Source organism: Mesorhizobium sp. M0621, from assembly GCF_040320745.1.
Lineage (GTDB): Bacteria > Pseudomonadota > Alphaproteobacteria > Rhizobiales > Rhizobiaceae > Mesorhizobium.
Genome location: NZ_JAMYQF010000035.1, coordinates 1 through 20,856, shown reverse-complemented (window position 1 = coordinate 20,856; position 20,856 = coordinate 1). Strand labels below are relative to the sequence as shown.

At 61.7% G+C, this 20,856-nt stretch carries 26 protein-coding genes; 9 read left to right on the top strand and 17 right to left on the bottom strand.

What is annotated here, in order from left to right; genetic code table 11:
• Window positions 1-146 precede the first annotated feature (146 nt).
• From NKI38_RS22005 to NKI38_RS21965, 9 genes are all read right to left on the bottom strand, one after another.
• Complete coding sequence (locus NKI38_RS22005; protein ID WP_352660582.1) at window positions 147-2,237, bottom strand: ASKHA domain-containing protein; 2,091 nt, start codon at window positions 2,235-2,237, stop codon at window positions 147-149.
• A gap of 379 nt (window positions 2,238-2,616) precedes the next feature.
• Window positions 2,617-3,591: a methyltetrahydrofolate cobalamin methyltransferase gene (locus NKI38_RS22000; protein ID WP_352660579.1), complete on the bottom strand. Its 975-nt coding sequence runs from the start codon at window positions 3,589-3,591 to the stop codon at window positions 2,617-2,619.
• Between the two features lie 81 nt (window positions 3,592-3,672).
• Window positions 3,673-4,764: a methylenetetrahydrofolate reductase gene (locus tag NKI38_RS21995; RefSeq protein ID WP_352660576.1), complete on the bottom strand. Its 1,092-nt coding sequence runs from the start codon at window positions 4,762-4,764 to the stop codon at window positions 3,673-3,675.
• Window positions 4,761-5,372, bottom strand: a complete 612-nt coding sequence (locus NKI38_RS21990; protein ID WP_352660574.1) for a methylenetetrahydrofolate reductase C-terminal domain-containing protein — start codon at window positions 5,370-5,372, stop codon at window positions 4,761-4,763. Before NKI38_RS21990 ends, NKI38_RS21995 begins: the two co-directional genes overlap by 4 nt.
• Entirely contained in the window at window positions 5,365-5,667 is a 303-nt protein-coding gene (locus NKI38_RS21985) for a virulence factor (protein WP_027034742.1), read from the bottom strand. The genes NKI38_RS21990 and NKI38_RS21985 overlap by 8 nt, the downstream gene beginning before the upstream one ends.
• 344 nt (window positions 5,668-6,011) lie before the next feature.
• A complete protein-coding gene (locus NKI38_RS21980; protein WP_352660571.1) occupies window positions 6,012-6,527 on the bottom strand; it encodes a GNAT family N-acetyltransferase in 516 nt (171 codons plus the stop codon).
• A complete protein-coding gene (locus NKI38_RS21975) occupies window positions 6,515-6,772 on the bottom strand; it encodes a type II toxin-antitoxin system TacA family antitoxin (protein ID WP_352660568.1) in 258 nt (85 codons plus the stop codon). The genes NKI38_RS21980 and NKI38_RS21975 overlap by 13 nt, the downstream gene beginning before the upstream one ends.
• Before the next feature lie 65 nt (window positions 6,773-6,837).
• Window positions 6,838-7,617 (bottom strand): formyl transferase, encoded by a 780-nt coding sequence (locus tag NKI38_RS21970; RefSeq protein ID WP_352660566.1) that lies wholly within the window; start codon window positions 7,615-7,617, stop codon window positions 6,838-6,840.
• A 94-nt stretch (window positions 7,618-7,711) separates the two neighbouring features.
• Complete coding sequence (locus NKI38_RS21965; protein WP_352660563.1) at window positions 7,712-8,287, bottom strand: DUF4893 domain-containing protein; 576 nt, start codon at window positions 8,285-8,287, stop codon at window positions 7,712-7,714.
• Between the two features lie 115 nt (window positions 8,288-8,402).
• Here NKI38_RS21965 and NKI38_RS21960 point away from each other — a divergent pair, with 115 nt between their 5' ends.
• Together NKI38_RS21960 and NKI38_RS21955 are read left to right on the top strand one after the other, a co-directional pair.
• Window positions 8,403-8,678: an NAD-dependent epimerase/dehydratase family protein gene (locus NKI38_RS21960; RefSeq protein WP_352660560.1), complete on the top strand. Its 276-nt coding sequence runs from the start codon at window positions 8,403-8,405 to the stop codon at window positions 8,676-8,678.
• Window positions 8,612-8,995, top strand: coding sequence for an NAD-dependent epimerase/dehydratase family protein (locus NKI38_RS21955; RefSeq protein WP_352660557.1), 384 nt, complete (start codon window positions 8,612-8,614; stop codon window positions 8,993-8,995). Before NKI38_RS21960 ends, NKI38_RS21955 begins: the two co-directional genes overlap by 67 nt.
• Here NKI38_RS21955 and NKI38_RS21950 read toward each other — a convergent pair.
• A complete protein-coding gene (locus NKI38_RS21950) occupies window positions 8,992-9,624 on the bottom strand; it encodes a DUF1638 domain-containing protein (protein WP_352660555.1) in 633 nt (210 codons plus the stop codon). The two genes, NKI38_RS21955 and NKI38_RS21950, sit on opposite strands and share 4 nt — an antisense overlap.
• Before the next feature lie 64 nt (window positions 9,625-9,688).
• On the opposite strand from NKI38_RS21950, the gene NKI38_RS21945 reads away from it, so the two are divergent.
• The gene (locus tag NKI38_RS21945; protein ID WP_352633075.1) at window positions 9,689-9,829 is read left to right on the top strand and encodes an EncA/B family entericidin; all 141 of its coding nucleotides are present in this window, start codon (window positions 9,689-9,691) and stop codon (window positions 9,827-9,829) included.
• Between the two features lie 86 nt (window positions 9,830-9,915).
• On the opposite strand, the gene NKI38_RS21940 is transcribed toward NKI38_RS21945, so the two are convergent.
• Entirely contained in the window at window positions 9,916-10,614 is a 699-nt protein-coding gene (locus tag NKI38_RS21940; RefSeq protein WP_126069400.1) for a cobalamin B12-binding domain-containing protein, read from the bottom strand.
• A gap of 275 nt (window positions 10,615-10,889) precedes the next feature.
• Between NKI38_RS21940 and NKI38_RS21935 the strand changes: the two genes are divergently transcribed.
• From NKI38_RS21935 to NKI38_RS21920, 4 genes are all read left to right on the top strand, one after another.
• Window positions 10,890-12,464 carry a trimethylamine methyltransferase family protein gene (locus NKI38_RS21935; RefSeq protein WP_024501311.1) on the top strand — a complete coding sequence of 525 codons (1,575 nt, stop codon included), beginning with the start codon at window positions 10,890-10,892 and terminating at the stop codon, window positions 12,462-12,464.
• A gap of 89 nt (window positions 12,465-12,553) precedes the next feature.
• A complete protein-coding gene (locus tag NKI38_RS21930) occupies window positions 12,554-13,246 on the top strand; it encodes a 4Fe-4S dicluster domain-containing protein (RefSeq protein WP_352660553.1) in 693 nt (230 codons plus the stop codon).
• Between the two features lie 106 nt (window positions 13,247-13,352).
• Window positions 13,353-14,090, top strand: coding sequence for a dienelactone hydrolase family protein (locus NKI38_RS21925; protein ID WP_352660551.1), 738 nt, complete (start codon window positions 13,353-13,355; stop codon window positions 14,088-14,090).
• Between the two features lie 109 nt (window positions 14,091-14,199).
• Complete coding sequence (locus NKI38_RS21920; protein ID WP_352660549.1) at window positions 14,200-15,378, top strand: BaiN/RdsA family NAD(P)/FAD-dependent oxidoreductase; 1,179 nt, start codon at window positions 14,200-14,202, stop codon at window positions 15,376-15,378.
• Between the two features lie 5 nt (window positions 15,379-15,383).
• On the opposite strand, the gene NKI38_RS21915 is transcribed toward NKI38_RS21920, so the two are convergent.
• The 6 genes from NKI38_RS21915 to NKI38_RS21890 are packed head-to-tail and all read right to left on the bottom strand — an operon-like array spanning window position 15,384 to window position 17,712.
• Window positions 15,384-15,791, bottom strand: a complete 408-nt coding sequence (locus NKI38_RS21915) for a DUF1801 domain-containing protein (RefSeq protein WP_352660547.1) — start codon at window positions 15,789-15,791, stop codon at window positions 15,384-15,386.
• A gap of 43 nt (window positions 15,792-15,834) precedes the next feature.
• On the bottom strand, window positions 15,835-16,227 hold the full coding sequence (locus NKI38_RS21910; RefSeq protein ID WP_352660545.1) for a VOC family protein: 393 nt from the start codon (window positions 16,225-16,227) through the stop codon (window positions 15,835-15,837).
• A gap of 29 nt (window positions 16,228-16,256) precedes the next feature.
• Window positions 16,257-16,691 carry a DUF1801 domain-containing protein gene (locus NKI38_RS21905; protein WP_352660543.1) on the bottom strand — a complete coding sequence of 145 codons (435 nt, stop codon included), beginning with the start codon at window positions 16,689-16,691 and terminating at the stop codon, window positions 16,257-16,259.
• 11 nt (window positions 16,692-16,702) lie between these two features.
• Window positions 16,703-16,924, bottom strand: coding sequence for a hypothetical protein (locus NKI38_RS21900; RefSeq protein ID WP_352660540.1), 222 nt, complete (start codon window positions 16,922-16,924; stop codon window positions 16,703-16,705).
• 57 nt (window positions 16,925-16,981) lie between these two features.
• Window positions 16,982-17,392 carry an SRPBCC family protein gene (locus tag NKI38_RS21895; RefSeq protein ID WP_352660537.1) on the bottom strand — a complete coding sequence of 137 codons (411 nt, stop codon included), beginning with the start codon at window positions 17,390-17,392 and terminating at the stop codon, window positions 16,982-16,984.
• Complete coding sequence (locus NKI38_RS21890) at window positions 17,389-17,712, bottom strand: ArsR/SmtB family transcription factor (RefSeq protein WP_023757734.1); 324 nt, start codon at window positions 17,710-17,712, stop codon at window positions 17,389-17,391. Before NKI38_RS21890 ends, NKI38_RS21895 begins: the two co-directional genes overlap by 4 nt.
• 157 nt (window positions 17,713-17,869) lie before the next feature.
• Between NKI38_RS21890 and NKI38_RS21885 the strand changes: the two genes are divergently transcribed.
• Window positions 17,870-18,430 (top strand): RNA polymerase sigma factor, encoded by a 561-nt coding sequence (locus tag NKI38_RS21885; protein ID WP_352660679.1) that lies wholly within the window; start codon window positions 17,870-17,872, stop codon window positions 18,428-18,430.
• 2 nt (window positions 18,431-18,432) lie between these two features.
• The gene (locus tag NKI38_RS21880) at window positions 18,433-20,583 is read left to right on the top strand and encodes a vWA domain-containing protein (protein WP_352660534.1); all 2,151 of its coding nucleotides are present in this window, start codon (window positions 18,433-18,435) and stop codon (window positions 20,581-20,583) included.
• Window positions 20,584-20,856 lie beyond the last annotated feature (273 nt).

The following is a 20,856-nucleotide window of genomic DNA, read 5'->3' as shown; positions in this document are numbered from 1 at the left end:
TCGGTCGCCGTTCGATGCCCGGGTAAATGCACCTGCCATGTATCGGATGGATTTCGCGAAAACAGCGTTTCGGTTTCCGGATCAGGCGATCCGGAAACATTTGCATGCAAATGAGTTTGGAGAAGCAGCGGCCTGGGTGCGGCCGCTTATTCGCGGCCGCGCCTTGCCGCGTGGCCCTCGCGCGAACGCCGGCGCGGGGCGGCGTCGCCGGCAACGCCATCCTCGCTGACCGTCTTGCGCGGCGGCAGTTTCACCGCCGCCGACAGTTTCGGGAACGGATCGACCTTGTTGGGCAGCGCCATGGCGTAGACGAAATGCTCCTGGAATTTCGGCTCCAGCGCCGTCTCAATCTTCTCGATCTTGCTGACCGTGTCCTCGATCTCGCGGCGATAGCCGCGGTTGAGCAGCGCCATGCGGGCGCCGGCGCCGGCAGCGTTGCCGACCGCGGAAACCTTGTCGAGGTCGCAATCCGGGATCAGGCCCAGCACCATGGCGTATTTCGGATCGATGAAGGAGCCGAAGGCGCCGGCGAAATGGATGCGGTCGACATGGTCGGTGTTCTGCTTTTCCATCAACAGCTTGGTGCCGGCATAAAGCGCCGCCTTGGCGAGCTGAATGGCGCGCACGTCGGTCTGGGTGATGGTGATCTTCGGCCCATCTTCCTTCAATTCGGCGGAGCCTTCCTTCAGCACGTAGGAGAAGGTGCGGCCGTTGGCGGTGACGCGCGGCGAGCGGGCCGAAAGTCCGCCGTCGATGACGCCGTCTTCCGAGATGATGCCGGCGAGATACATCTCGGCCACCACTTCGATGATGCCGGAACCGCAGATGCCGGTGACGCCGGTCGCCTGCACGCTTTCGAGGAAGCCCGGCTCGTCGGACCACAGCTCCGAGCCGATAACGCGGTACTTTGGCTCCAGCGTGTCGGGATCGATGCGCACGCGCTCGATGGCGCCGGGCGCGGCCCGCTGGCCGCCGGAGATTTCAGCGCCCTCGAAGGCCGGGCCGGTCGGAGAAGAAGCAGCCACGACTCGCGCACGGTTGCCGAGCACGATCTCGGCATTGGTGCCGACATCGACGATCAGCATCATCTCGTCCTGGCGATGCGGACCTTCCGACAGCGTCACCGCCGCCGCGTCCGCACCGACATGGCCGGCGATGCAAGGCAGCATGTAGAGCCTGGCGCCCTGGTTGAGCTTCAGGCCGATGTCTGATGCCTTGATGTGCACGGCACCCGAGACGGCGAGCGCGAAGGGGGCGCCGCCAAGCTCGGTCGGATCTATGCCGAGGAACAGATGGTGCATGATCGGATTGCCGACGAAGACGGAATCCAGGATGTCGTTGCGCTGCACATTGCCTTCGGCGCAGACCTTGTCGACGAGACCGGAGATCGCCTCACGCACGGCGACCGTCATGCCTTCGCGGCCGTCCGGATTCATCATCACATAGGAGACGCGGCTCATCAGATCCTCGCCGAAGCGGATCTGCGGGTTTGAGGTGCCGGACGAAGCGGCGACGCGGCCCGACAGCAGCGACACCAGATGCATGGCGATGGTGGTCGAGCCGATATCGCAGGCGAGCCCATAGGCTTCGTTCTTAAGACCGGGCCACAGCGCCACGACACGCGCGGTCTCCGAGTCGGCATCCTTGTAGATGGCGGCTGTGGCGGTCCAGTTGCCTTTGCGCAATATGCCTTGCACCTGCGGCAGCAGATAAAAATCGAAATCGAGGCTTTTCAGACCCCAATCATGCATCAGCGCGATCTTCAGGCGGTCGAGATCGCCCAGCGGCTTGTGCATGTCGGGTTCTTCGATCTCGACATAGCACATGCGGATCGCCGAATCGCGGGCGATAACCCGGGTGTCGGCATCCTTGCGAATGGTCTGCGCATTGATGACGGTGTCCTGCGGCACGTCGATGACGAGGTCGCCGAGGATTTGCGCCGAACATGAGAGGCGGCGCCGTTCGGGCAGGCCGCGGACGCGCTCGTAGCGCTCTTCCTTGGCGCCCTTGGGCGTGATGTGGTCGTTGGAGGAAACGATCTTGTGCTTGGCGAAATTGCCTTCCTGCACTTCGATCTGGCAGCGCCCGCAGGTGGCGCGTCCGCCGCACACACTTTCGACATAGACGCCAAGCTGGCGCGCGGCATCGAGCACCGGCGTGCCGACAGGAAACCGCCCGCGCTTGCCCGACGGCATGAACAGCACGAGCGGGTCTGTGATGTTTGCAGGTGAGTTCATTTTTTCATTACTCGACGAAGCCGGCACTGGGAAAAGATTTCACATATGCAAGGCTTGCCAGAAAGGAGGCGATGAGTGGCAAGGGGTACCACCGCAGCCAAAGTATGGAGAAATTTTCCAGTCTCTGCCGGTTCAACATGCTTGCAGGAGTTGTGCTCAGCAACAAGGGTACGACAATCAGCGCGATCATTATCAAGCACGTCGCGTAGATACACAGATCAAAATACCGAAGGTATTCATGACTCTTGTAGCCGAATGCATAGGCGCCAGCCAGGACCATGAATACAGCACAAAAAGCTACCCGCAGACCTATCTTCCAGTCTGGCATTCCAAGTTTTTTTCGATCTTGATCAGTCAAGAAAACTTTGTCCTCGCGCGCTTATCCTCGACCCATGCGGGCTTCACGGCCACCGCGACGACGGCCACCATTGTTGGCGCCTTCGCCCGGCCCATTGACTTGCGTCGGGGCGGCAACTGCCTGGCCACCTTCGGTCGGCTTGTAGTCCTTGTAGGTCCTGATCCAGTTGGTGCAGTTCTCGTCGGTGCCGTTCAGCACATTGGCGCCGCGTACGGCTTCCATTTCCTGCGGACGCACCGGGTTCATAATGGCTGATGTCATGCCGGCGCCGATCACCATCGGGATGAAGGCGGCGTTGATGCCGTGGCGATGCGGCAGGCCGAAGGAGATGTTGGACAGGCCGCACGTGGTGTTGACCTTGAGCTCTTCACGCAGGCGACGCAGCAGCGCGAACACCTGGCGGCCGGCATCGCCCAGCGCGCCGATCGGCATGACCAGCGGGTCGACGACTACGTCATGCGCCGGAATGCCGAAATCGGCGCAGCGCTGCACGATCTTCTTGGCAACGGCGAAGCGCACGTCCGGATCCATCGAGATGCCGGTCTCGTCGTTGGAGATGGCAACGACGGGCACGTTGTACTTCTTGACCAGTGGAAGGATGGCTTCGAGCTTTTCTTCCTCGCCTGTCACGGAGTTGACCAGCGGACGGCCCTTGGCGACCTTCAGCGCGGCTTCGATCGCGGCGGTGACTGAGCTGTCGATCGACAGCGGCAGGTCGACAAGTCCTTGCACGATCTCCAGCGTCTGCACCAAAAGGCCGGGTTCGGTCTCGTTCGGGTTGACCGAGGTGACGCCGGCATTGACGTCGAGCATGGTGGCGCCACAGGCTGCCTGCTCGAGTGCGTCCCTGATGACGGTCTCGAAATTGCCCGCGATCATCTCGGCGGCCAGCTTCTTGCGACCGGTCGGATTGATGCGTTCACCAATCACGCAGAACGGCTGGTCGAAGCCGATGATGATTTCTCGGGTCGCCGAGGCGACGATGGTACGGGTCATGAAGTCTCTCCGCCATGATATAAAGATTTCTTTATATCGTTGTCTGTTTTCGTTCAAGCGAGTGGGTGGCAGTCCGCGCCTTCAGTGCGCGGTCTTCACCATGTCCACCTGCGTTTCGGTAATGTCGTCGTGCAATATGCTGTCGAGCCGGTCGGCGACAAGCTGGTCGTCGCGACGGATCTCGCGTTTCCATGGCTGGCGGCCCTTCAGCACGCCCGATTCATCGACGATTTCGGCGACATATTCTTCCTGCCGATAGGCCATAACATGGACGCCGGAAACGCCTGATATTTCCTTCACCTCGTTGATGATGTCGATGCAGAGCTGCTTGCCTTCCTTCTTCTGGTCCTGGGCGCCTTCCAGCCGCTTGATGACCTGATCGGGAATATGGATGCCCGGCACGTTCGAGCGGATCCACTTGGCCGTCTTGGCCGAGGCGAGCGGGCCGACGCCAACCAGGATGTAGCATTTTTCGGTATAACCGAGGTCGCGTACCTTTTGCATGTAGGTGCGGAACATCGGCACGTCGAAGCAATACTGGCTCTGCACGAATTGCGCGCCGGCGGCGATCTTCTTGCCCAGGCGATGCGGGCGGAAGTCGATCGGCGGCGCGAATGGATTGATCGCAGCACCGAGGAAAAGCTGCGGCGGCGTCGTCAGCTTGCGGCCGGACAGGAACTTACCATTGTCGCGCATGATACGGCAGGTTTCCAACAGCGACATGCAGTCGAGGTCGAACACCGGCTTGGCGCCGGGCTGGTCGCCGGCCTGCACGCCGTCACCAGTGAGGCATAGCATGTTGGCGACGCCCATCGCGGCACCGCCCAGCACGTCGCCCTGGATGGCGATGCGGTTCTTGTCGCGGCAGGCGATCTGCATGATCGGCGCGTAGCCCATGCGGGTGAGCAGTGCGCAGATGCCGACCGACGACATGTGGCAGTTGGCGCCGGACGCGTCGACGGCGTTGATGGCGTCGACCCAGCCGTCGAAGATCTTCGCCCTGTTATAGACGTCTTCGGGATCGGCGCTGTCGGGCGGATTGAGCTCGGTCGTCACGGCGAACTCGCCGCGCCGAAGCACGCGCTCCAGCCGGCCGCGCGAGGTGTGGCCGGGCAGGGAATCGAGCGGCAGATCGATGCCGGCCGGGTTCTCGTCGCGCTGACGTCCGATCATGCCGATGCCCCGGTGTTTGCCGCCCCATTCTTGGCGGCTGCGGCGGCTTCGCGCGCGGCGGCGGCCTGCGCGGTCACCCGCAGCCAGGCCGAGGTTTCGCGCAGCGACTGGTCGACCGGTTTCTGCACGGTCAGGATCCTGTCGCCATGCACCATGTTCTGCGAGCCTTCCCAGGCCTTGACCCAGACGCAGGGCATATCGGGCTCGACCTCGCAATTGCCGTTGGCGCGGACGCCGCCGCAAGGGCCGTTGCGCAATTGCTTGGGGCAGTTCATCGGGCACGACATGCCGGTCGACGACAAGATGCACTGGCCGCACATGCGACAGTCGAACATGAAGCCCTTGACGCGCTTCTCGACGAATTTGATCGGCCCTTCGACGCGGCCGTAGCCAATGCCCTTCCACAGGGGATGGAGGAGCAGGAACATGTCGGCGAATTTTGCATAGAACCATTCGAGCAGGCGCGAATGCCGCACAGACCACAATCTAACCGCGAAGGAACGCTGTACGCGCCGCTGCGGCGACACGTCGGCCGGCTTGTAGTCGGATTTCGGCGCTGCCTTCTTGACCAGAGTGGCCTGGGTAACCGCCGGGGTGGTGTCAGACATTTTCTTTGCCGCCCGCCTTGACCAGAGCGACCAGCCGCTCGCGGTCGTATTTGGTGTCGATGTCGTTGAACGCCTTCTCGACCTCGGCTTCGAGGTCGTCGCCGACCGGAATGGGATCGGCCTTGCGCCACTCGGCCAGATAGTCGTCGGTGCCGCCGGCGCCGGTGCGCATGGCGCACATGTCGATCGCCTCGGTGAAGCGGAGCGGCAGTTCACGCTTGGCGTTCTGCCGACCCTTCTTGACGATGATCTGGGCAGGAATGTCGCGCCAGTAGACGACGATCAGATCGGCCATGAATTCTCACTCCCGTAGAGCGCTGTGCGTCCACTTGGACGCACAAAGGACGCTCTACCACCTCAATCTGCTGCATCGTGCTTTCCGAAGATCGATTCCGATTTTCGGGCCCGATGCAGTATCGGAGCATTGCCGGAAGCGCAGTTGGGCCGCTTGTTATGGGACGACGCGCGCGCATTCAAAAGCGACGCATTTGGAAGTCACAAAAAGAAAGGCGAAAATCTTGGATACCGCTACGAGCAGCGATAGTCCGGAATGACGATCGAAGTCGCCGACATGCTTCTCGTGGGGGCGAACGCAACGGCGCTTTCCGGCTGTTGAATGCGAGAACCGATCTTCGGCATTTATTTGTCTCCGAAGCCGCTCTGTTTCAAATCGGCGATGCGGACGATCATGCTTCGTTTCGGGTCGAATGGGAGATCTTCAAAGTCGAAACCGCGATAGAAGCCTCTCACGGCCTCGTCGAGCGGGTGTGTGAGGACACCGAAGCAGCCGATTTCGCTTGAGAATCGAACCGCGGTCCTGAATGCGAACAGGAGAAGCGAGCGTCCACAGCCATGACCTTGATGCCGGCGATCTACAGCAAGTTGGCCGAGCAATATAATAGGGATGGGATCGGGGCGATTGCGTTGCGCCGATTTCGCAAGATGTGCCCGCTCGATCTGACCGGCACTCAAGGCAACATAGGCGGCAATAACACCAGTCGTGGAATCAAAAATAATGCTGGTCCGTGAAATCCCATCCTGCTGATTGCGCCAAGCATGACGGCGGAGCCAGTTGTTGAGCGACTCGCGACCGCAGTCAAAGCCCTCTCTATCGTCATCGGCGCCAAGAGGCCGGGGAGGCGTCAGTCCTGCCATACGGGCCGTGACGCAGCGAGCCTTCGCAGTCCAGGAAGAGCCTTCGGGGGAGACTTTGCCCACTCCTCGAACTTTTCCCAATCGGCAGCCGGGATCGTCACGATACGCCCGTTCAGCACCTCCATTTCGGCGGCTTCGACGGCCTTGCGGCGGATGAAGTCGCTGAGATTGGTGTTCGCTTGGTCGGCAGCGGCTTCTAGGATTTCACGTTCGTCGGAGGTGACGCGGACGCTCAGGGGGGCCATGTTGGACATCGGCAAAACTCGCTTTCTGTAGGACAATAGCATACATGGCGTCCGATTGACAGCGCCTACCATACGCCACGGCGCATGCCGGTCCAGAGGTAGAACCAGATCGTCGGGTGATACCATTGCTGCGATGGCAGGCCCGGGTCGACGGTGGTGAGCTTTCCGGCCAGCACGTCGCTGACCGCCTCGACGCAGATGTCGCGCGAGAACGCGGCCTGCCGAAGGGCATAGCTGGAGATGGTGTCACCGCGTTTCGGCTGACCGTACGCCTGTTTCAGCACGCCGCCCGTGTCGACGCCGGCATCGACCAGATGCACGGTGGTGCCGAAATTCTGCGGATCGCCTGATGTCAGCGCCCAGTAGCCGCCATTCATGCCGCGGTATTTCGGGGTGATGCCAGCGTGATAGTTGAGCACCGGGCAAGGCATCCTGGCCAACATGTCCTTCGACAACAGCCTGCAGCCGTTGAGCAGGACAACGCCAGGCTGGATCTTCTCAATCGCCTCGAGGCACTCCGGCCCGTTGGCCGAGGCAACATGGATGATTTCCTGGCCTCGCCGCGGCTCGACCTCCAGCTTTTCTTCGGCAATCAGCTGGGCGGCATGGCTGGCGAGAAGCCGTTTGCCTAGTCTGCTGAGCACCATCGTGCCAAGTTGACCCACAGCGGAGATCCAACCCTGACGGCGAGCCCGACCACGAAGCAATTGCTTTTTGGATTCAGGCGTTTCGAGGACGACGCTGACAGGGCCGACGCGGTCGGCAATCGCGTTGATGACAGCCCAGACATGCTGGCCTCCTCCGGTGACGACCACGATCCGCGTACTGGATTCTGATGCTGCCATGGATCTTGCCCCCTCCAAGCAACCCGTTCTCGACAATGGGCGGGATGCTAGGGCGTCCGGGTTAATCCTTGGTGATCAGCTCTTCGATACACGCTCAGCGCTTGAATTCGATGATGTCGAGCTTCGATTCATAGTAGGGCGCTGGGAATTCGATGCGCCATTCCTTGGCGCTGTTGCGGAAGGCATAGCCGACCTGGTCGGTTTGCGGGCCGCTGCCATAGGGTTTTGCCGGATCGCTGTTGACATAGAAGGAGCCGAGATAGATCGCACGTTTCTCGCCATCGTCGAAGAAACGGCCCTTGGTGCGCTGCGAGCCGCTGATCTTTTCCAGCCGCCAGCCGGAACCGTCGTCAGTCACCTTGCATTTGAACCAGCCATAGATGACGAGCGGCAAGGATCCGCCGGCCTTGATCGTGCGGCACTGCCAGTTGCCGGTCAGGTCCTTGTCGGAGAAGGCCACCAGCGGTTTTGCCAGCAAGGTATCGAGTTGCTTGACCTCGGCCGGATCTCCCGCTTTCGCCTCGGCGAGCGCCGCCTTGCGGGTCTCGCCATATTTGTCGAGCCGCGCCTTGTCTGCGGCGGTGATGAGTTTCTGCACCTCGCCATCGGCAAGGGAGGGAAGAGTGCAGCAGAGCAAGCCGACAAGGGCGAACAGCGGGCGAAGTGTCATAGGAGGCCTCCCGGTTGATGTCTGGCGCAGCGCCGGCTGGTGCATAACTTATCGGGTCGCTGGCGCCTGTCATCCGTGCTTAACAGCGTCACGGTCAAAAATCATGGTGTGACGAATGCGAATCTTGCTCACGGGGTCGTCGGGTTGGTTGGGCAGCGCTTTGGCGCCGCGTCTGCGCGCGCTTGGGCACGACGTCACCGGGCTCGATCCTGTGCCATCGGCAGAGACCCACATCGTCGGCTCGATCGCCGACTGTGACCTTGTCATGCGGACAGTTCGGGACAACCGGATCGAACGGCCCGCTTCTTTCCCGAAGCCGACGACATGGCGCATGCGATCGAGCAGTCGGATGCCAACACCAAGGCCAATGAACTGCTGTTTCGCCGGTTGACGGTCGAGGACGCGGCCGATGCCCACATCCTTGCGCTCGGAAAGGCGCCACAGCTCGGCTTTGATATTTTCATCGTATCGGCGCCAACGCCATTTCGACCGGAAGACTGCGCTGAGCTAATCGCCGATGCGCCATCCGCCGTCGCGCGCTATTTCCCGGATTTTCCGGCCCTCTACGCGCGAAAAGGCTGGACGATGTTTTCCTCGATCGACCGGGTCTACGATGCGTCGCGGGCGAGGGACAGGCTGGGTTTCGTCTGCAAGACGAGCTTTGCCGATGTGCTTGCGGCGCTGCGGGCGGAAGAGGACGTTGCCTAGCCGGTGACCGCTGCGGCGTGCGCCATTCCGGCCGTCAGGTCGCCATAGCCGGTGGCGCGGCGTTCATAAACGAGACCGAGCATTTTGGCGGCCCTTTCGGCGACCTTGTCGAGCTCCGGATCGTTGGTCTGTGCGAGATAGATCAGCTTCTCGTAGTTGCCGAAATAGTCCTTGATCAGCTCGGGGTGCTTGTCGAGGCCGAGCGGTTTCATGAAGAAGGCGTCGAACTGGCGGCACAGGAAGTCGGTCATGTAGAAGGACATCATGTCGTCGTCCGCGATCTTCGCGTAGGCCTCCATGCCTTGATAGAAGGCGAAGCAGTGCGGGCCGGCCATGCGCTCGACGCCATGCTTCTCGCAGATCCGGTCGAGCAGGCCGCCGGTGCCGCAATCGGCATAGCCGACGAAGATGTTGATGTAGCCTTCCGCCTTGGCCTTTTCGATCGCCTTGTCCATGGCCGGTGCGATGCGGTCGGGATAGAAATGGAATTCCGCAGGCAAGCAGGTCAGGTCGAGGTGGTTCAGTCCAAGCTGTTCCTTGACGGCCAGAACTTCGCGCGCAATCATCCCACAGGCGATAACGAGCAGCCTGTCGTCTTGATTCGGTTTTGTTTTTTGCGTCTTGGCCATGGAACCCGTCGAGCCGGCCTTCGTTGCTGTGGCGCTAATTTATCTGTTGAGGGAGACACCGTCCATGAAACTGCTACGCATCACGCCGATTGCCATCCTGGCCTGCGCCTTGGCCCTTACGGCTTGCGCGAACACCGTCCGTGGCGTCGGCAGGGATGTCAAATCAACCGCTAAGGCGGTCGAGGATACCGTCACCAAGCCCTGATCCGCGCGCGGCCACGTTCATCATCTGGGAACAAAAAAGCCGCGCTGCAAGGCGCGGCTTTTTCATGGGTCATTTCGAGACCGGGCTCAGGCCGAAGCACGAACGTTGTGCTTGCGCTTCATGTAATCCTTGGCGGTTTCGACCGCGACCGCCGCGTCGCGGCAATAGGCATCGGCGCCGACGGCCTTGCCGAATTCCTCGTTTAGCGGCGCGCCGCCGACCAGCACGACATAGTCGTCGCGGATGCCCTTTTCCTTCATCGTGTCGATGACGACCTTCATGTAGGGCATGGTCGTGGTCAGCAGTGCCGACATGCCGATGATGTCGGGCTGATGCTGCTCGATCGCATCGAGATATTTCTCGACCGCATTGTTGATGCCGAGGTCGATGACGTCGAAGCCGGCACCCTCCATCATCATGCCGACAAGATTCTTGCCGATGTCGTGGATGTCACCCTTGACGGTGCCGATCACCATCTTACCCTGCTTCGGCGCGCCGGTGGCGGCGAGCAGCGGACGCAGGATGAACATGCCGGCCTTCATCGCATTGGCCGAAAGCAGCACTTCGGGAACGAACAGGATGCCGTCGCGAAAATCCTCGCCGACGATGCGCATGCCTTCGACCAGCGCCTCGGTGAGCACCTTGTAGGGCACCCAGCCGCGCTCGAGCAGGATGTTCGTGCCTTCCTCGATCTCTTCCTTCAGCCCGTCATAGAGATCGTCGTGCATCTGCTGCACCAACTCGTCGTCGGAAAGTTCGGAAAGGATGATCTCGTCGTCGGACATTTGTATCGAACTCCTGCCGGCATCGCGACTGCGTCGCAAGGCACAAAATATTCACGGTCATTCCTAACCCGCTGGGGGCATGTATCCATAGCTGATTTGCGACTTCCCGCAAAAGGAAAGCGACCGCAAATCTCTTGGAATTCTTGTCGATTTTGCGACAGGCGTTGGCGCTGGCGGGCCGTTTCGAATAGGGTGCATGGCTACGATCTGGCAAGAAGCGGCGAGAGGCAGCCGCTATGGATTCCAGACAAGAACAGATTCAGGGAAGAACCACCATGAGCGAACACGCGGCAGTCGATCAGGAAGCGTCAAACGCGCGACGTGGGCGCGGCGCCAGCGGCGGGGCTGCTGCCCGGCGGGCAGCACGTTCGGGCGGTGGCCCGGGCACGCAGCTCACCTACATCAAGCGCAAGATCAACGTTTATGAGGTGCTGGACGAGGAAGGCCTGGCGCTGATCGAGAAGAATACCGACACGGTGCTCGAGGAGATCGGCATCATCTTCCGGGACGACGCGGAGGCGCTGCAATTGTGGAAAGAGGCAGGCGCCGACGTCAAGGGCGAGCGCGTGCACTTTCCGAAGGGGCTCTGCCGTTCACTGCTCAAGACCGCGCCGTCCGTCTACACCCAGCACGCCCGCAATTCCGAGCGCTCGGTGCAGATCGGCGGCAATGCCACCGTTTTTGCGCCAGTCTATGGACCGCCCTTCGTGCGTGACCTCGATGGTGTCAGGCGTTACGCGACGATCGAGGATTTCCAGAATTTCGTGAAGCTCGCCTATATGGCGCCGTCGATCCACCATTCGGGCGGCACGGTGTGCGAGCCGGTCGACGTGCCGGTCAACAAGCGCCATCTCGACATGATCTACAGCCACATCAAATATTCCGACAAGCCGTTCATGGGCTCGGTGACCGCGCCGGAGCGCGCCGAAGATACCGTCGCCATGGCCAAGATCGTGTTCGGCGACGATTTCGTCGAGAACAATACGGTGCTGACCAGCCTGATCAACGCCAACTCGCCGATGGTGTTCGACGAGACCATGCTCGGCGCGCTGAAGGTCTATGCGCGCCATAACCAGGCCTGCATCGTCACGCCGTTCATCCTTGCCGGCGCGATGAGCCCGGTGACGGTTGCCGGCACGCTGACGCAGGTTCTGGCCGAAGTGCTGGCCGGTGCTTCGTTCACGCAGCTGATCCGGCCGGGCGCGCCGGTGCTGTTCGGCACCTTCGCCTCGTCGATCTCGATGCAGTCGGGCGCGCCGACCTTCGGCACACCGGAGCCGTCGCTGGTTTCATATGGCGCTGCACAGCTGGCGCGCCGTCTCGGCCTGCCGTTCCGCACCGGCGGCTCGCTCTGCGCGTCCAAGGTTCCGGATGCACAGGCGGCCTATGAAAGCGCCAACACGCTGAACTCGACCATCCTGGCCGGCACCAACTTCGTGCTTCACTCGGCCGGCTGGCTCGAGGGCGGGCTCGCCTCCTGCTACGAAAAGTTCATGATGGACATCGACCAGCTCGGCATGACGCAGAAGTTTTCCGAAGGCGTCGACCTGTCGGAAAACGGCCAGGCGATGGACGCCATCCGCCAGGTCGGGCCGGGCAGCCACTATCTTGGCTGCGACCACACCCAGGCGAATTTCCAGACTGCCTTCTACCGCTCCAACATCGCCGACAACAATTCCTACGAGCAGTGGCTGGCCGAAGGCGAGAAGACCGCGCCGCAGCGCGCCAACGAACTCGCCCGCCGCTGGCTGGAAAGCTACGAGGCGCCTCACCTCGATCCGAGCATCGATGAAGCCTTGAAGGACTTCATCGCCAAGAAGAAGGGGTCGATGCCCGACGCCTTCACTTGAAAGGAGCCCGAGTCAGGCGGGGCTAAAGTCGCCAACATCATCCACAAGGAAGTCTGGCGGAGCGCGTTCTCCGATCCGGTCAAGAAGGAATGATTGCGCCCGCCGCCGGCAGCGTTGACCGTATTGCTGAGGCGCTTCTCGCTAACGGCCTTGTTCTTCGTGGCGGTTTCAATTTTACGCCGGGTGAGGCGCCGGTGACCGGCTCGCCAGGCGCGCCGGCAAGATCCGTTCTGCTGGTGGGGCAGGCGGGTGCCGCGCCCTGGCCGCATTTCCTGCGTTGGTGGGAACAGCAACCGCAGAAAATCCCCAATCCGCTCGACACCTGGTCGCGCAAAGTGATCGGCGCCGTGGCGGAGACATTCGGGGCGCGGGCCGTTTCGCCTTCCGACAAGCCTTATCTGCCGTTCCAGCAATGGGCGATGCGGGCGGAGGGGCTGAGACCGTCGCCGCTCGGCATCCTCATGCATCCGCGATACGGGCTCTGGCATGCCTATCGCGGTGCGCTGCTGTTCGAGGAGAGGATTCCGGTTCAAGCCGCTGAGGTAGCGCCCCATCTTTGCGACATCTGTGTCGAAAAACCCTGCCTGAAATCCTGCCCGGTCGACGCTTATTCCCCGCAAGGCTTCGCCTATCAATCCTGTCTGGCGCATGTGCGAGGGGTGAATGGCGAGCCGTGCCGCAGCGGCGGTTGCCTTGATCGAAATGCCTGTCCCTATGGCGCAGACTATCGCTATCCGCCTGAGATTCAGGCTTTTCACATGGCGGCATTCGCGGATCTGTAATTCGCCACGCAATCCTGCACGAAATGTTGACTGTTGGGCTCAGGGAACGCCTTGCCCCAGCGTCTCGCGCCGATATGTATCGCGCATTCGATGAACGGAGTGGACGATGACGAAACAGGACCTCCAGATCCGGACCAGGGATGGCGTGGCAAGGGCGGGTCTGTTCCGTGCGGCAAACGCATCTCCGGCCAAGGCCGGCGTCATTCTCTATCAGGACGCCTTCGGTCCGCGGTCGGCGCTCGACAGCATGGCCGAGCGGCTGGCGAATGAAGGGTATGCAGTGCTGCTGCCGGACCTGTTCTACCGCAACGCGCCTTACGGGCCGTTTGACGCCAAGACCGCCTTCGTCGAGGAAAAGACCAAGGCGGCGCTGACGGCACTGGTCAGCGGCACGACGCAGGAGATGACCATCAGCGACAGCGCTGCATTCCTCGACGCACTGGCTGCCGAGGGCATCACCGGACCGATCGGCACAGTGGGCTATTGCATGGGCGGCGGTCGATCATTGAATGCCGCCGCAACCTATCCCGACAGAATAAAAGCGGCCGCGAGTTTCCATGGCGGCAATCTGGCCAGCGACGCCGCCGACAGCCCGCATCGCAAGGCAGCCTCCATCAAGGCGCGGGTTTATGTCGGCACATCCGGTGTCGATGGGAGTTTTCCGCCGGAACAGTCGGCGCGGCTGGCCGAGGCGCTCAGGGTGGCGGAAGTCGACCATGTGCTGGAAAACTATGCCGGCATGGCGCATGGCTGGTGCGTGCCCGATCATCGCGTTTTCAATGCCACGGGCGCCGAGCGCCACTGGAAGCGATTGACGACGCTGTTCGCGGAGACGCTGATCTAAACTCTTCCACAGCGGTTCTTGCCTGTTGGCTGTCTGGTCCGTTCGCGGTATCAGGCAGCACAAATGGCGTGGCCCCGGATGAGCGGGTCGAGCGGGAACGAATAGCCTGATGCGATCCTATGATGTCGTGATCATCGGCGCCGGTGCCGCCGGAATGATGTGCGCCGTGGAGGCGGCCAAGCGCGGCCGTTCGGTGCTGATCCTCGACCATGCGGCAATGCCCGGCGAAAAGATCCGCATCTCAGGCGGCGGCCGGTGCAATTTCACCAACGTCAATGCCAGCCCGAAGAATTTTCTCTCGGGCAATCCACATTTCTGCATTTCGGCGCTCAGCCGCTACACACAGCGCGATTTCATCGCGCTCGTCCAACGCCACCGCATTGCCTACCACGAGAAGACGCTGGGGCAATTGTTCTGCGACGGCTCCGCACGCCAGATCATCGACATGCTGGTCTCGGAAATGCAGGGCAGGGGCGTGGATCTGGCCCTGTCGACCAGCGTCGCGGATGTCCGCAAAACCGCCGAGGGGTTTATGCTCACCCTCTCCACCGGCACGGTCACGTGCCAGTCCGTTGTTGTGGCCTGTGGCGGCAAGTCGATCCCCAAGATGGGGGCGACCGGATTCGGGTATGAGCTCGCCGAACGGTTCGGCCTTGCCGTTGTCGAAACGCGGCCGGCGCTGGTGCCGCTGACCTTTGACGCAAACACGCTCGAGCGGTTGGCGCCCCTGGCTGGCAACGCCGTCGACGCGGAAGTCGCCTGCGGCAAGACGCGGTTCGCCGAAGCGATGCTGTTCACGCATCGCGGCGTCAGCGGACCGTCCATCCTGCAGATCTCGTCCTATTGGCGCGAGGGCGACGAAATCCGCATCGCCATGCTGCCGGGAGTCGATGTGGCGGACCTCATTCGCGCCGCCAAGCGCGGCAATGGACGACAGGCTGTGCAGACGGTGCTGGCAAACTATCTGCCGAAGCGGCTTGCGCAGTCGATCGCTGAGCGAACCGGGATCGACGGTAACCTCGCCGATCTTTCCGACGCCCAGATCAAGACCGTCGCCGCCGCGGTCAATCAATGGCGTATCAAGCCCGCCGGTTCAGAGGGCTACCGCACCGCCGAAGTGACACTGGGCGGGGTCGACACCAACGGACTCGACCAGAAGACCATGCAGGCGAAATCCGTGCCGGGCCTGTTCTTCATCGGCGAAGCCGCCGATGTCACGGGTTGGCTGGGTGGCTATAATTTCCAGTGGGCGTGGTCGTCGGGCTGGGTGGCGGGCCAAGCGGCTTAGGCTCGCTACTTCCTCGCCTTCACCGAAGCAGCCATAGCCGCTTTCTGCTTCCTTTTGGCCTGGTTGTAGTCGATGGCGGCCCGGACAAGGTCTTTCAGGGCTCCCTCATCGAGCTTGTCACCCTCAAGGATATCGATAGCCCGCCACACCTTGCCGCCAAAACCGTTGTTGAACAGCTTGTCGGGATCCGGCAGGCTCGCGCCGTGGGAAAAGGTGAGCTTCACCTTGTCCTTGTGGGCGTTGCCGACCACGATGTTGCCGTCGAGGCACCATACCGGGCTCCCCATCCACTTCCACTCCTCGACGATGTCCGGGTCGGCTGCAAGGATGGTCTTGCGGATGCCGGCGAGCGTCTCGCCGCGCCAGTCCTTGAGGCCGGCGATCAGCTGGTCGATCTGTTCGGATGGGTTCATTGGGTGCCTTCCTGTGCCTCGACGGTGTTTTAGTTGCCGCCCGTTACCAGCCCGCCAGCTGGGTGATCTGAACGAGGTTGCCGCAGCCGTCGTTCAGCTGGGCAATGGTCGAGCCGGTGACCTCGGTCGGCGGCATGGTGAACTCGCCGCCCTTCGCCTTGATGCGCTCGTAATCGCCCTTGACGTCGTCGGTGAAGAACATAACCGCAGGCTGGCCCTGTTTGAAGATGGCTTCCTGATAGGCCTTGGCGGCCGGGTTGTCGTTGAGCGCGAGGTGCAGCTCGGTTCCATCAGGCTCTTCCGCCGATGCAACGGTCAGCCAGCGATAGGGTCCGTTGCTGAAATCGGTCTTCTTGGTGAAGCCCAGCACGTCGGTATAGAAGCGCAGAGCGTTTTCCTGGTTGTCCACATAGACGCTGGTCAGCTTGATCTTCATCGCTCTTTCTCCTCTGTCGCATTCGGTCGCTACGGGATCCAGCCGGGCAGGGCGGCGGCCTGCTTCACCCAGTCCGCCATCTGCACCTCGTCGAACCGGTCGCCTTCGCGGATGTCGATCCAGCGCACATCCTTGCTCTTTGCCGTGCCGCCGGGTGGGATCGGCTGCAACGACATGCCGCTGAAGAAGGTCACCTTCACGTAATGGGTGAAGACATGGAACGACACGAACCAGCGCTGGCCCTCGATGCCGTAGAAAGGCGGGTTCCATCGTACGGCCTTGCGCACGTCAGGCACGTTTCGCTCGATGAGCGCATCGAGGCGCTCGCCTAGGCCGCGCTTCCAGCCCGGCATTGCGGCGATGTATGCCTGCACAGGGGCGTCGCCATCACCCTTGGCGATTTGCGGGTTGCCGCCCGACAGCAGGATCGGTGCGGCGCTGGTCGATTGTCCCAGCTTGGCCATTCTGCCCACTCCTATCCGCCCGCACGCTGCGCGCCGCGCCCCTTGGCGATATGGGGCAGCACGAACATGTAAAGGCCGCTGAACAGCAGCAGCAAGAGTGGCAAGAGCGGTGAATAGACCACCCAAGCGGGTGGTTGCCCATATGCCATGGTGGCGAAGTTGGCGATGACGGTCAGCGTAAAGATAATCGACAGCCAGCGATGAATTTGCCGAATCCACTTGTTCCAGTCCAATGAGGCCTCCCGTCAAAAACGAGCCGAAGCGGACTCATCGATCCGCTTGCGGCGGTTTCAATCCAGCCGCGCCAGGACGCCTTCCAGGGCAGTAAGGAACTTTTGCCAGCCTACCGTGGCGCCGCGGAAATATGGCTGCTGATCCGGCCGGAAGCCCGTCTGCTCCATGCGCAGATGGGTTCCCGTGTTTGTAGCGGTGAGCGTCCAGGTGACCACGCTCTCGAGATCCTTGGTGTCCCAGGTGTAGGATAGCGTCTTGTTGGGCTCGACCGTCTGGACCTGGCAGTCGACGCCGCCCCAGTCGGCGCTGAGATTGAAACGATGGTCCACGACTGGCTTGAAGTTGTTCTTCATCAGCCACTCCTCGATCAGATGCGGTTGGGTGAGCGCGCGCCAGATCTTTTCCGGCGGATAGGGGATCTCACGTTCGACGATGACGGAGCGCGTTTCAGTCGCTGTACTGGTCATTGGTCCATTCTTTTGAGCAAATTTTCGAGATCGTCGAACCGGCTCTGCCAGAACGCGTTCATCTGGTTCGTCCAGTCGGTCAGTGGGGAAAGTGCTGCGAGCTGGGCGCTGTAATGGGTCTGTCGTCCTTCATGACGATCGCGCACCAGCCCGGCCTGCCTGAGAAGACCGAGATGCTTCGACACCGCCGGTTGCGAGACGCCCGACTGAGCCGTCAAAGCGCCGACCGTCTGCTCGCCTTCCCGGCACAGGCGCTCGAAGATCGCCCGACGCGTCGGATCGGAGAGCGTTCTGAAGAGGACATCGTGAGCGTTGGTCATTTGGGATCGATAACCCAGTGGCTATTGGTTTGACGTATAACCGCCGAGATATGGATGTGTCAAGCGGGGGCGTCGATGATCACGATTCGACCGTTTCCAAAAAAATCTTTCCATTGCCCCAAGGATTAGCCATTAGCCTTCGTCCAACAGGCAAATGATGGCAATGATGCTGGATGAGAGCGAAGCCTCCGACGCCGAACTGATCGGGCGAGCGAAGGGCGGAGACAGGGGGGCCTTCAGCAAATTGCTGGAGCGTCACTACGACTTCGTCTATCGCGCCGCCTATCGCTGGTGCGGCAAGAAGGCCGACGCCGAAGACATTGCCCAGGAAGTCTGCGTCCGGCTCGGCAAGGCGATCTGCACCTATCGCGGCGGCGGCGCCTTCACGACATGGCTCTATTCCGTGACGATGAACGCCGCGCGAGATGTCATGCGCAAGACCACCCGCGAAGCGGTCAAGACTGAAGCCTTTGGCGCTTACAGCATGATCTCGGGCGAGGCTTCGGTTGAACCGGAAGACCCGGCCGAGGCGCTGTGGGCGTCGGTGCGGCAATTGCCGGACAAGCAGCGCGACGCGGTGCTTTTGGTCTATGGCGAAGGGTTGAGCCATGCGGCGACCGCCGAGGCGATGGCGATCTCGGAGACGACGGTTTCCTGGCACATCCATGAAGCGAAGAAACGGCTGAAGACGCTGATGCGCACGGCCGGGGAAGTGTGACCATGGTCGACGACAACGAACTCAAGAGACTGCGCGATATCGCGGCGCCGGCGCCGGGCGAGCGCGCGAAGGCCCGTGCCTTTGAGGCTGCTCTGCGCGCATACGATCAGGAAAATATTTCTGCTGTCACCCAAGGATCGGTTGGCGGGCTTCGTCTCACAGAGCGAGCACAAAAGCTCTGGAGCGAGATCATGCAAAAGAAACTCATTGCCACGCCGGCCCTTGCCGGGCTCGTCGCCCTGCCGATCGCCGGATACGCCACCTTCCATATGCTGAGGGAGCAGCCGCCCAAATTCGGCGGCGACGAGAAGATCAGTGAGACGCTGGCCGACAAGCCGGCGACCCTGAAGCCGACGACCGCCGAGCCGAAGCCGGTTCGCACCGAGCTGGAGAAAGACAAGAAGGCCGACGCCGATGTGGAAAGCCGCGATGCGACCGATGCGCTTGTAGCCCCGGTCTCGCCGCCGAAATCCGAATCGACCGTTGCCGCCGGCGGTACGGCCCAGCAGGAATCGGCGATTTCAAGTGGCGCTCCACGACAGGACGCGCTGGGAGGCGGCGTGCCGGCCGAACCCGCGCCACCGGCACCGACAGGTGAATTCGCGTTGGATGGCGCCGTAAGCGCACCCAGCACCTCTCGGGCCGCCCGCATGCCGGCCGAGTCCAAGCTGATGGTGCCGCCGCCGTCGACCTTGCCGGCCGACCAGGTGCAACCGCAACCGGAAAACCGCGACCGCGTCGAGGATTTCAAGACCAATCCGGTGCATGCCGCGCTCGAAGACCCGGTCTCGACCTTCTCGATCGATGTCGACACGGCTTCCTATTCCTTTGTGCGGCGCTCGCTGAAGGAAGGTTTCGTGCCGCAGGCCGATACGGTGCGCGTCGAGGAGATGATCAACTACTTCCCCTATGACTGGAAGGGGCCGGATTCGGCCTCGACGCCATTCAACTCGACCGTCAGCGTGATGCCGACGCCGTGGAACACGCACACCAGGCTGATGCATGTCGCCATCAAGGGGTTTGACGTCAAGCCGACCGAGCAGCCGAAGGCCAATCTGGTCTTCCTGATCGATGTCTCGGGCTCGATGGACGAGCCGGACAAGCTGCCGCTGCTCAAATCGGCTTTCCGGCTGCTGGTCAGCAAGCTGAAGGCGGACGACACCATCTCTATCGTCACCTACGCGGGTGACGCGGGCACAGTCCTGGAGCCGACCAAGGCGTCCGAAAAGGACAAGATTCTCCGTGCCATCGACAATTTGACGCCTGGCGGTAGCACGGCCGGCGAAGCAGGCATCAAGGAAGCCTACAGGTTGGCGCAAAAATCCTTCGTCAAGGACGGCGTCAACCGGGTGATGTTGGCTACCGACGGCGACTTCAATGTCGGCCAGAGCGACGACGATGATCTGAAGCGGCTGGTCGAGAGCGAGCGCAAGACTGGTGTCTTTCTGTCGGTGTTCGGTTTCGGCCGCGGCAATCTGAACGACCAGATGATGCAGACCATCGCCCAGAACGGCAACGGCACCGCCGCCTATATCGACACGCTTGCCGAGGCGGAGAAGGTGCTGGTCGAGGATGCATCCTCGACGCTGTTCACCATCGCCAAGGACGTGAAAATCCAGGTCGAGTTCAACCCGAACAAGGTCTCGGAATATCGCCTGATCGGCTACGAGACCCGGGCGTTGAACCGCGAGGATTTCAACAATGACCGCGTCGATGCCGGCGATATTGGTTCGGGCCATTCTGTCACCGCGATCTACGAGATCACGCCGAAAGGCAGTGGTGGCGAGCAGATCGATCCGCTGCGCTATGGCCAGGCGTCGGTGGACAATGGCGGCATCGCCAATGCGGACGAATATGCCTTCGTCAAGATACGCTACAAGCTGCCCAATGAAGACGTCTCGAAGCTGATCACCACGCCGGTGACCTCGGCCAACGAGATTTCGTCCTTTGACCAAGCCAGCACCGACCAGCGTTTCTCCGTCGCCGTTGCGGCCTTCGGCCAGAAGCTGCGCGACGAGGATGCGACCGCGAAGTTCGGTTACGACAAGATCATGGAGATTGCCACTGCCGCTCGAGGAGCCGACCCGTTTGGGTACAGGTCCGAGTTCCTCTCGCTTGTGCGCCTTGCCTCGGCGCTGGGCGGTAACCGGTAGTGGTGATGACGGCCGGTTTCTTTCAGATGGGATCGTTCTGACAGGGGAAACCGACCAACGGGCGGGTGAGGCAGGCCGGCGAGGGTTCATTCCCTTGCCGGCCTTTTTTCGGATCTATTGATATTCGGGTGAGACCGGCCTGCAAATGGAGGTTCTCTGCGCTTCCGGTGCTCGCGTAGATCGTGTCCCGCGGCGTGGTGTAGCTGGCGGCATTGGTCGCCGTGCTCTCCGGCATGGGCCGGGCTGATCAGCGCGCCACTGCTGGCAGGCTGA

What these genes read in the sequence shown, in the direction of transcription:
- NKI38_RS21915 (WP_352660547.1), bottom strand. Translation starts at nt 15,791, where the DNA reads ATGAACCCATCCGAACAGATCGACCAGCTGATCGCCGGCCTCAAGGAC.
- NKI38_RS22000 (WP_352660579.1), bottom strand. Translation starts at nt 3,591, where the DNA reads ATGACCCGTACCATCGTCGCCTCGGCGACCCGAGAAATCATCATCGGC.
- NKI38_RS22005 (WP_352660582.1), bottom strand. Translation starts at nt 2,237, where the DNA reads ATGAACTCACCTGCAAACATCACAGACCCGCTCGTGCTGTTCATGCCG.
- NKI38_RS21955 (WP_352660557.1), top strand. Translation starts at nt 8,612, where the DNA reads ATGGCGCATGCGATCGAGCAGTCGGATGCCAACACCAAGGCCAATGAA.
- NKI38_RS21885 (WP_352660679.1), top strand. Translation starts at nt 17,870, where the DNA reads ATGGCAATGATGCTGGATGAGAGCGAAGCCTCCGACGCCGAACTGATC.
- NKI38_RS21930 (WP_352660553.1), top strand. Translation starts at nt 12,554, where the DNA reads ATGATTGCGCCCGCCGCCGGCAGCGTTGACCGTATTGCTGAGGCGCTT.
- NKI38_RS21985 (WP_027034742.1), bottom strand. Translation starts at nt 5,667, where the DNA reads ATGGCCGATCTGATCGTCGTCTACTGGCGCGACATTCCTGCCCAGATC.
- NKI38_RS21980 (WP_352660571.1), bottom strand. Translation starts at nt 6,527, where the DNA reads ATGGCAGGACTGACGCCTCCCCGGCCTCTTGGCGCCGATGACGATAGA.
- NKI38_RS21975 (WP_352660568.1), bottom strand. Translation starts at nt 6,772, where the DNA reads ATGGCCCCCCTGAGCGTCCGCGTCACCTCCGACGAACGTGAAATCCTA.
- NKI38_RS21990 (WP_352660574.1), bottom strand. Translation starts at nt 5,372, where the DNA reads ATGTCTGACACCACCCCGGCGGTTACCCAGGCCACTCTGGTCAAGAAG.
- NKI38_RS21880 (WP_352660534.1), top strand. Translation starts at nt 18,433, where the DNA reads ATGGTCGACGACAACGAACTCAAGAGACTGCGCGATATCGCGGCGCCG.
- NKI38_RS21920 (WP_352660549.1), top strand. Translation starts at nt 14,200, where the DNA reads ATGCGATCCTATGATGTCGTGATCATCGGCGCCGGTGCCGCCGGAATG.
- NKI38_RS21965 (WP_352660563.1), bottom strand. Translation starts at nt 8,287, where the DNA reads ATGACACTTCGCCCGCTGTTCGCCCTTGTCGGCTTGCTCTGCTGCACT.
- NKI38_RS21950 (WP_352660555.1), bottom strand. Translation starts at nt 9,624, where the DNA reads ATGGCCAAGACGCAAAAAACAAAACCGAATCAAGACGACAGGCTGCTC.
- NKI38_RS21895 (WP_352660537.1), bottom strand. Translation starts at nt 17,392, where the DNA reads ATGACCAGTACAGCGACTGAAACGCGCTCCGTCATCGTCGAACGTGAG.
- NKI38_RS21910 (WP_352660545.1), bottom strand. Translation starts at nt 16,227, where the DNA reads ATGAAGATCAAGCTGACCAGCGTCTATGTGGACAACCAGGAAAACGCT.
- NKI38_RS21995 (WP_352660576.1), bottom strand. Translation starts at nt 4,764, where the DNA reads ATGATCGGACGTCAGCGCGACGAGAACCCGGCCGGCATCGATCTGCCG.
- NKI38_RS21935 (WP_024501311.1), top strand. Translation starts at nt 10,890, where the DNA reads ATGAGCGAACACGCGGCAGTCGATCAGGAAGCGTCAAACGCGCGACGT.
- NKI38_RS21925 (WP_352660551.1), top strand. Translation starts at nt 13,353, where the DNA reads ATGACGAAACAGGACCTCCAGATCCGGACCAGGGATGGCGTGGCAAGG.
- NKI38_RS21940 (WP_126069400.1), bottom strand. Translation starts at nt 10,614, where the DNA reads ATGTCCGACGACGAGATCATCCTTTCCGAACTTTCCGACGACGAGTTG.
- NKI38_RS21945 (WP_352633075.1), top strand. Translation starts at nt 9,689, where the DNA reads ATGAAACTGCTACGCATCACGCCGATTGCCATCCTGGCCTGCGCCTTG.
- NKI38_RS21905 (WP_352660543.1), bottom strand. Translation starts at nt 16,691, where the DNA reads ATGGCCAAGCTGGGACAATCGACCAGCGCCGCACCGATCCTGCTGTCG.
- NKI38_RS21890 (WP_023757734.1), bottom strand. Translation starts at nt 17,712, where the DNA reads ATGACCAACGCTCACGATGTCCTCTTCAGAACGCTCTCCGATCCGACG.
- NKI38_RS21970 (WP_352660566.1), bottom strand. Translation starts at nt 7,617, where the DNA reads ATGGCAGCATCAGAATCCAGTACGCGGATCGTGGTCGTCACCGGAGGA.
- NKI38_RS21960 (WP_352660560.1), top strand. Translation starts at nt 8,403, where the DNA reads ATGCGAATCTTGCTCACGGGGTCGTCGGGTTGGTTGGGCAGCGCTTTG.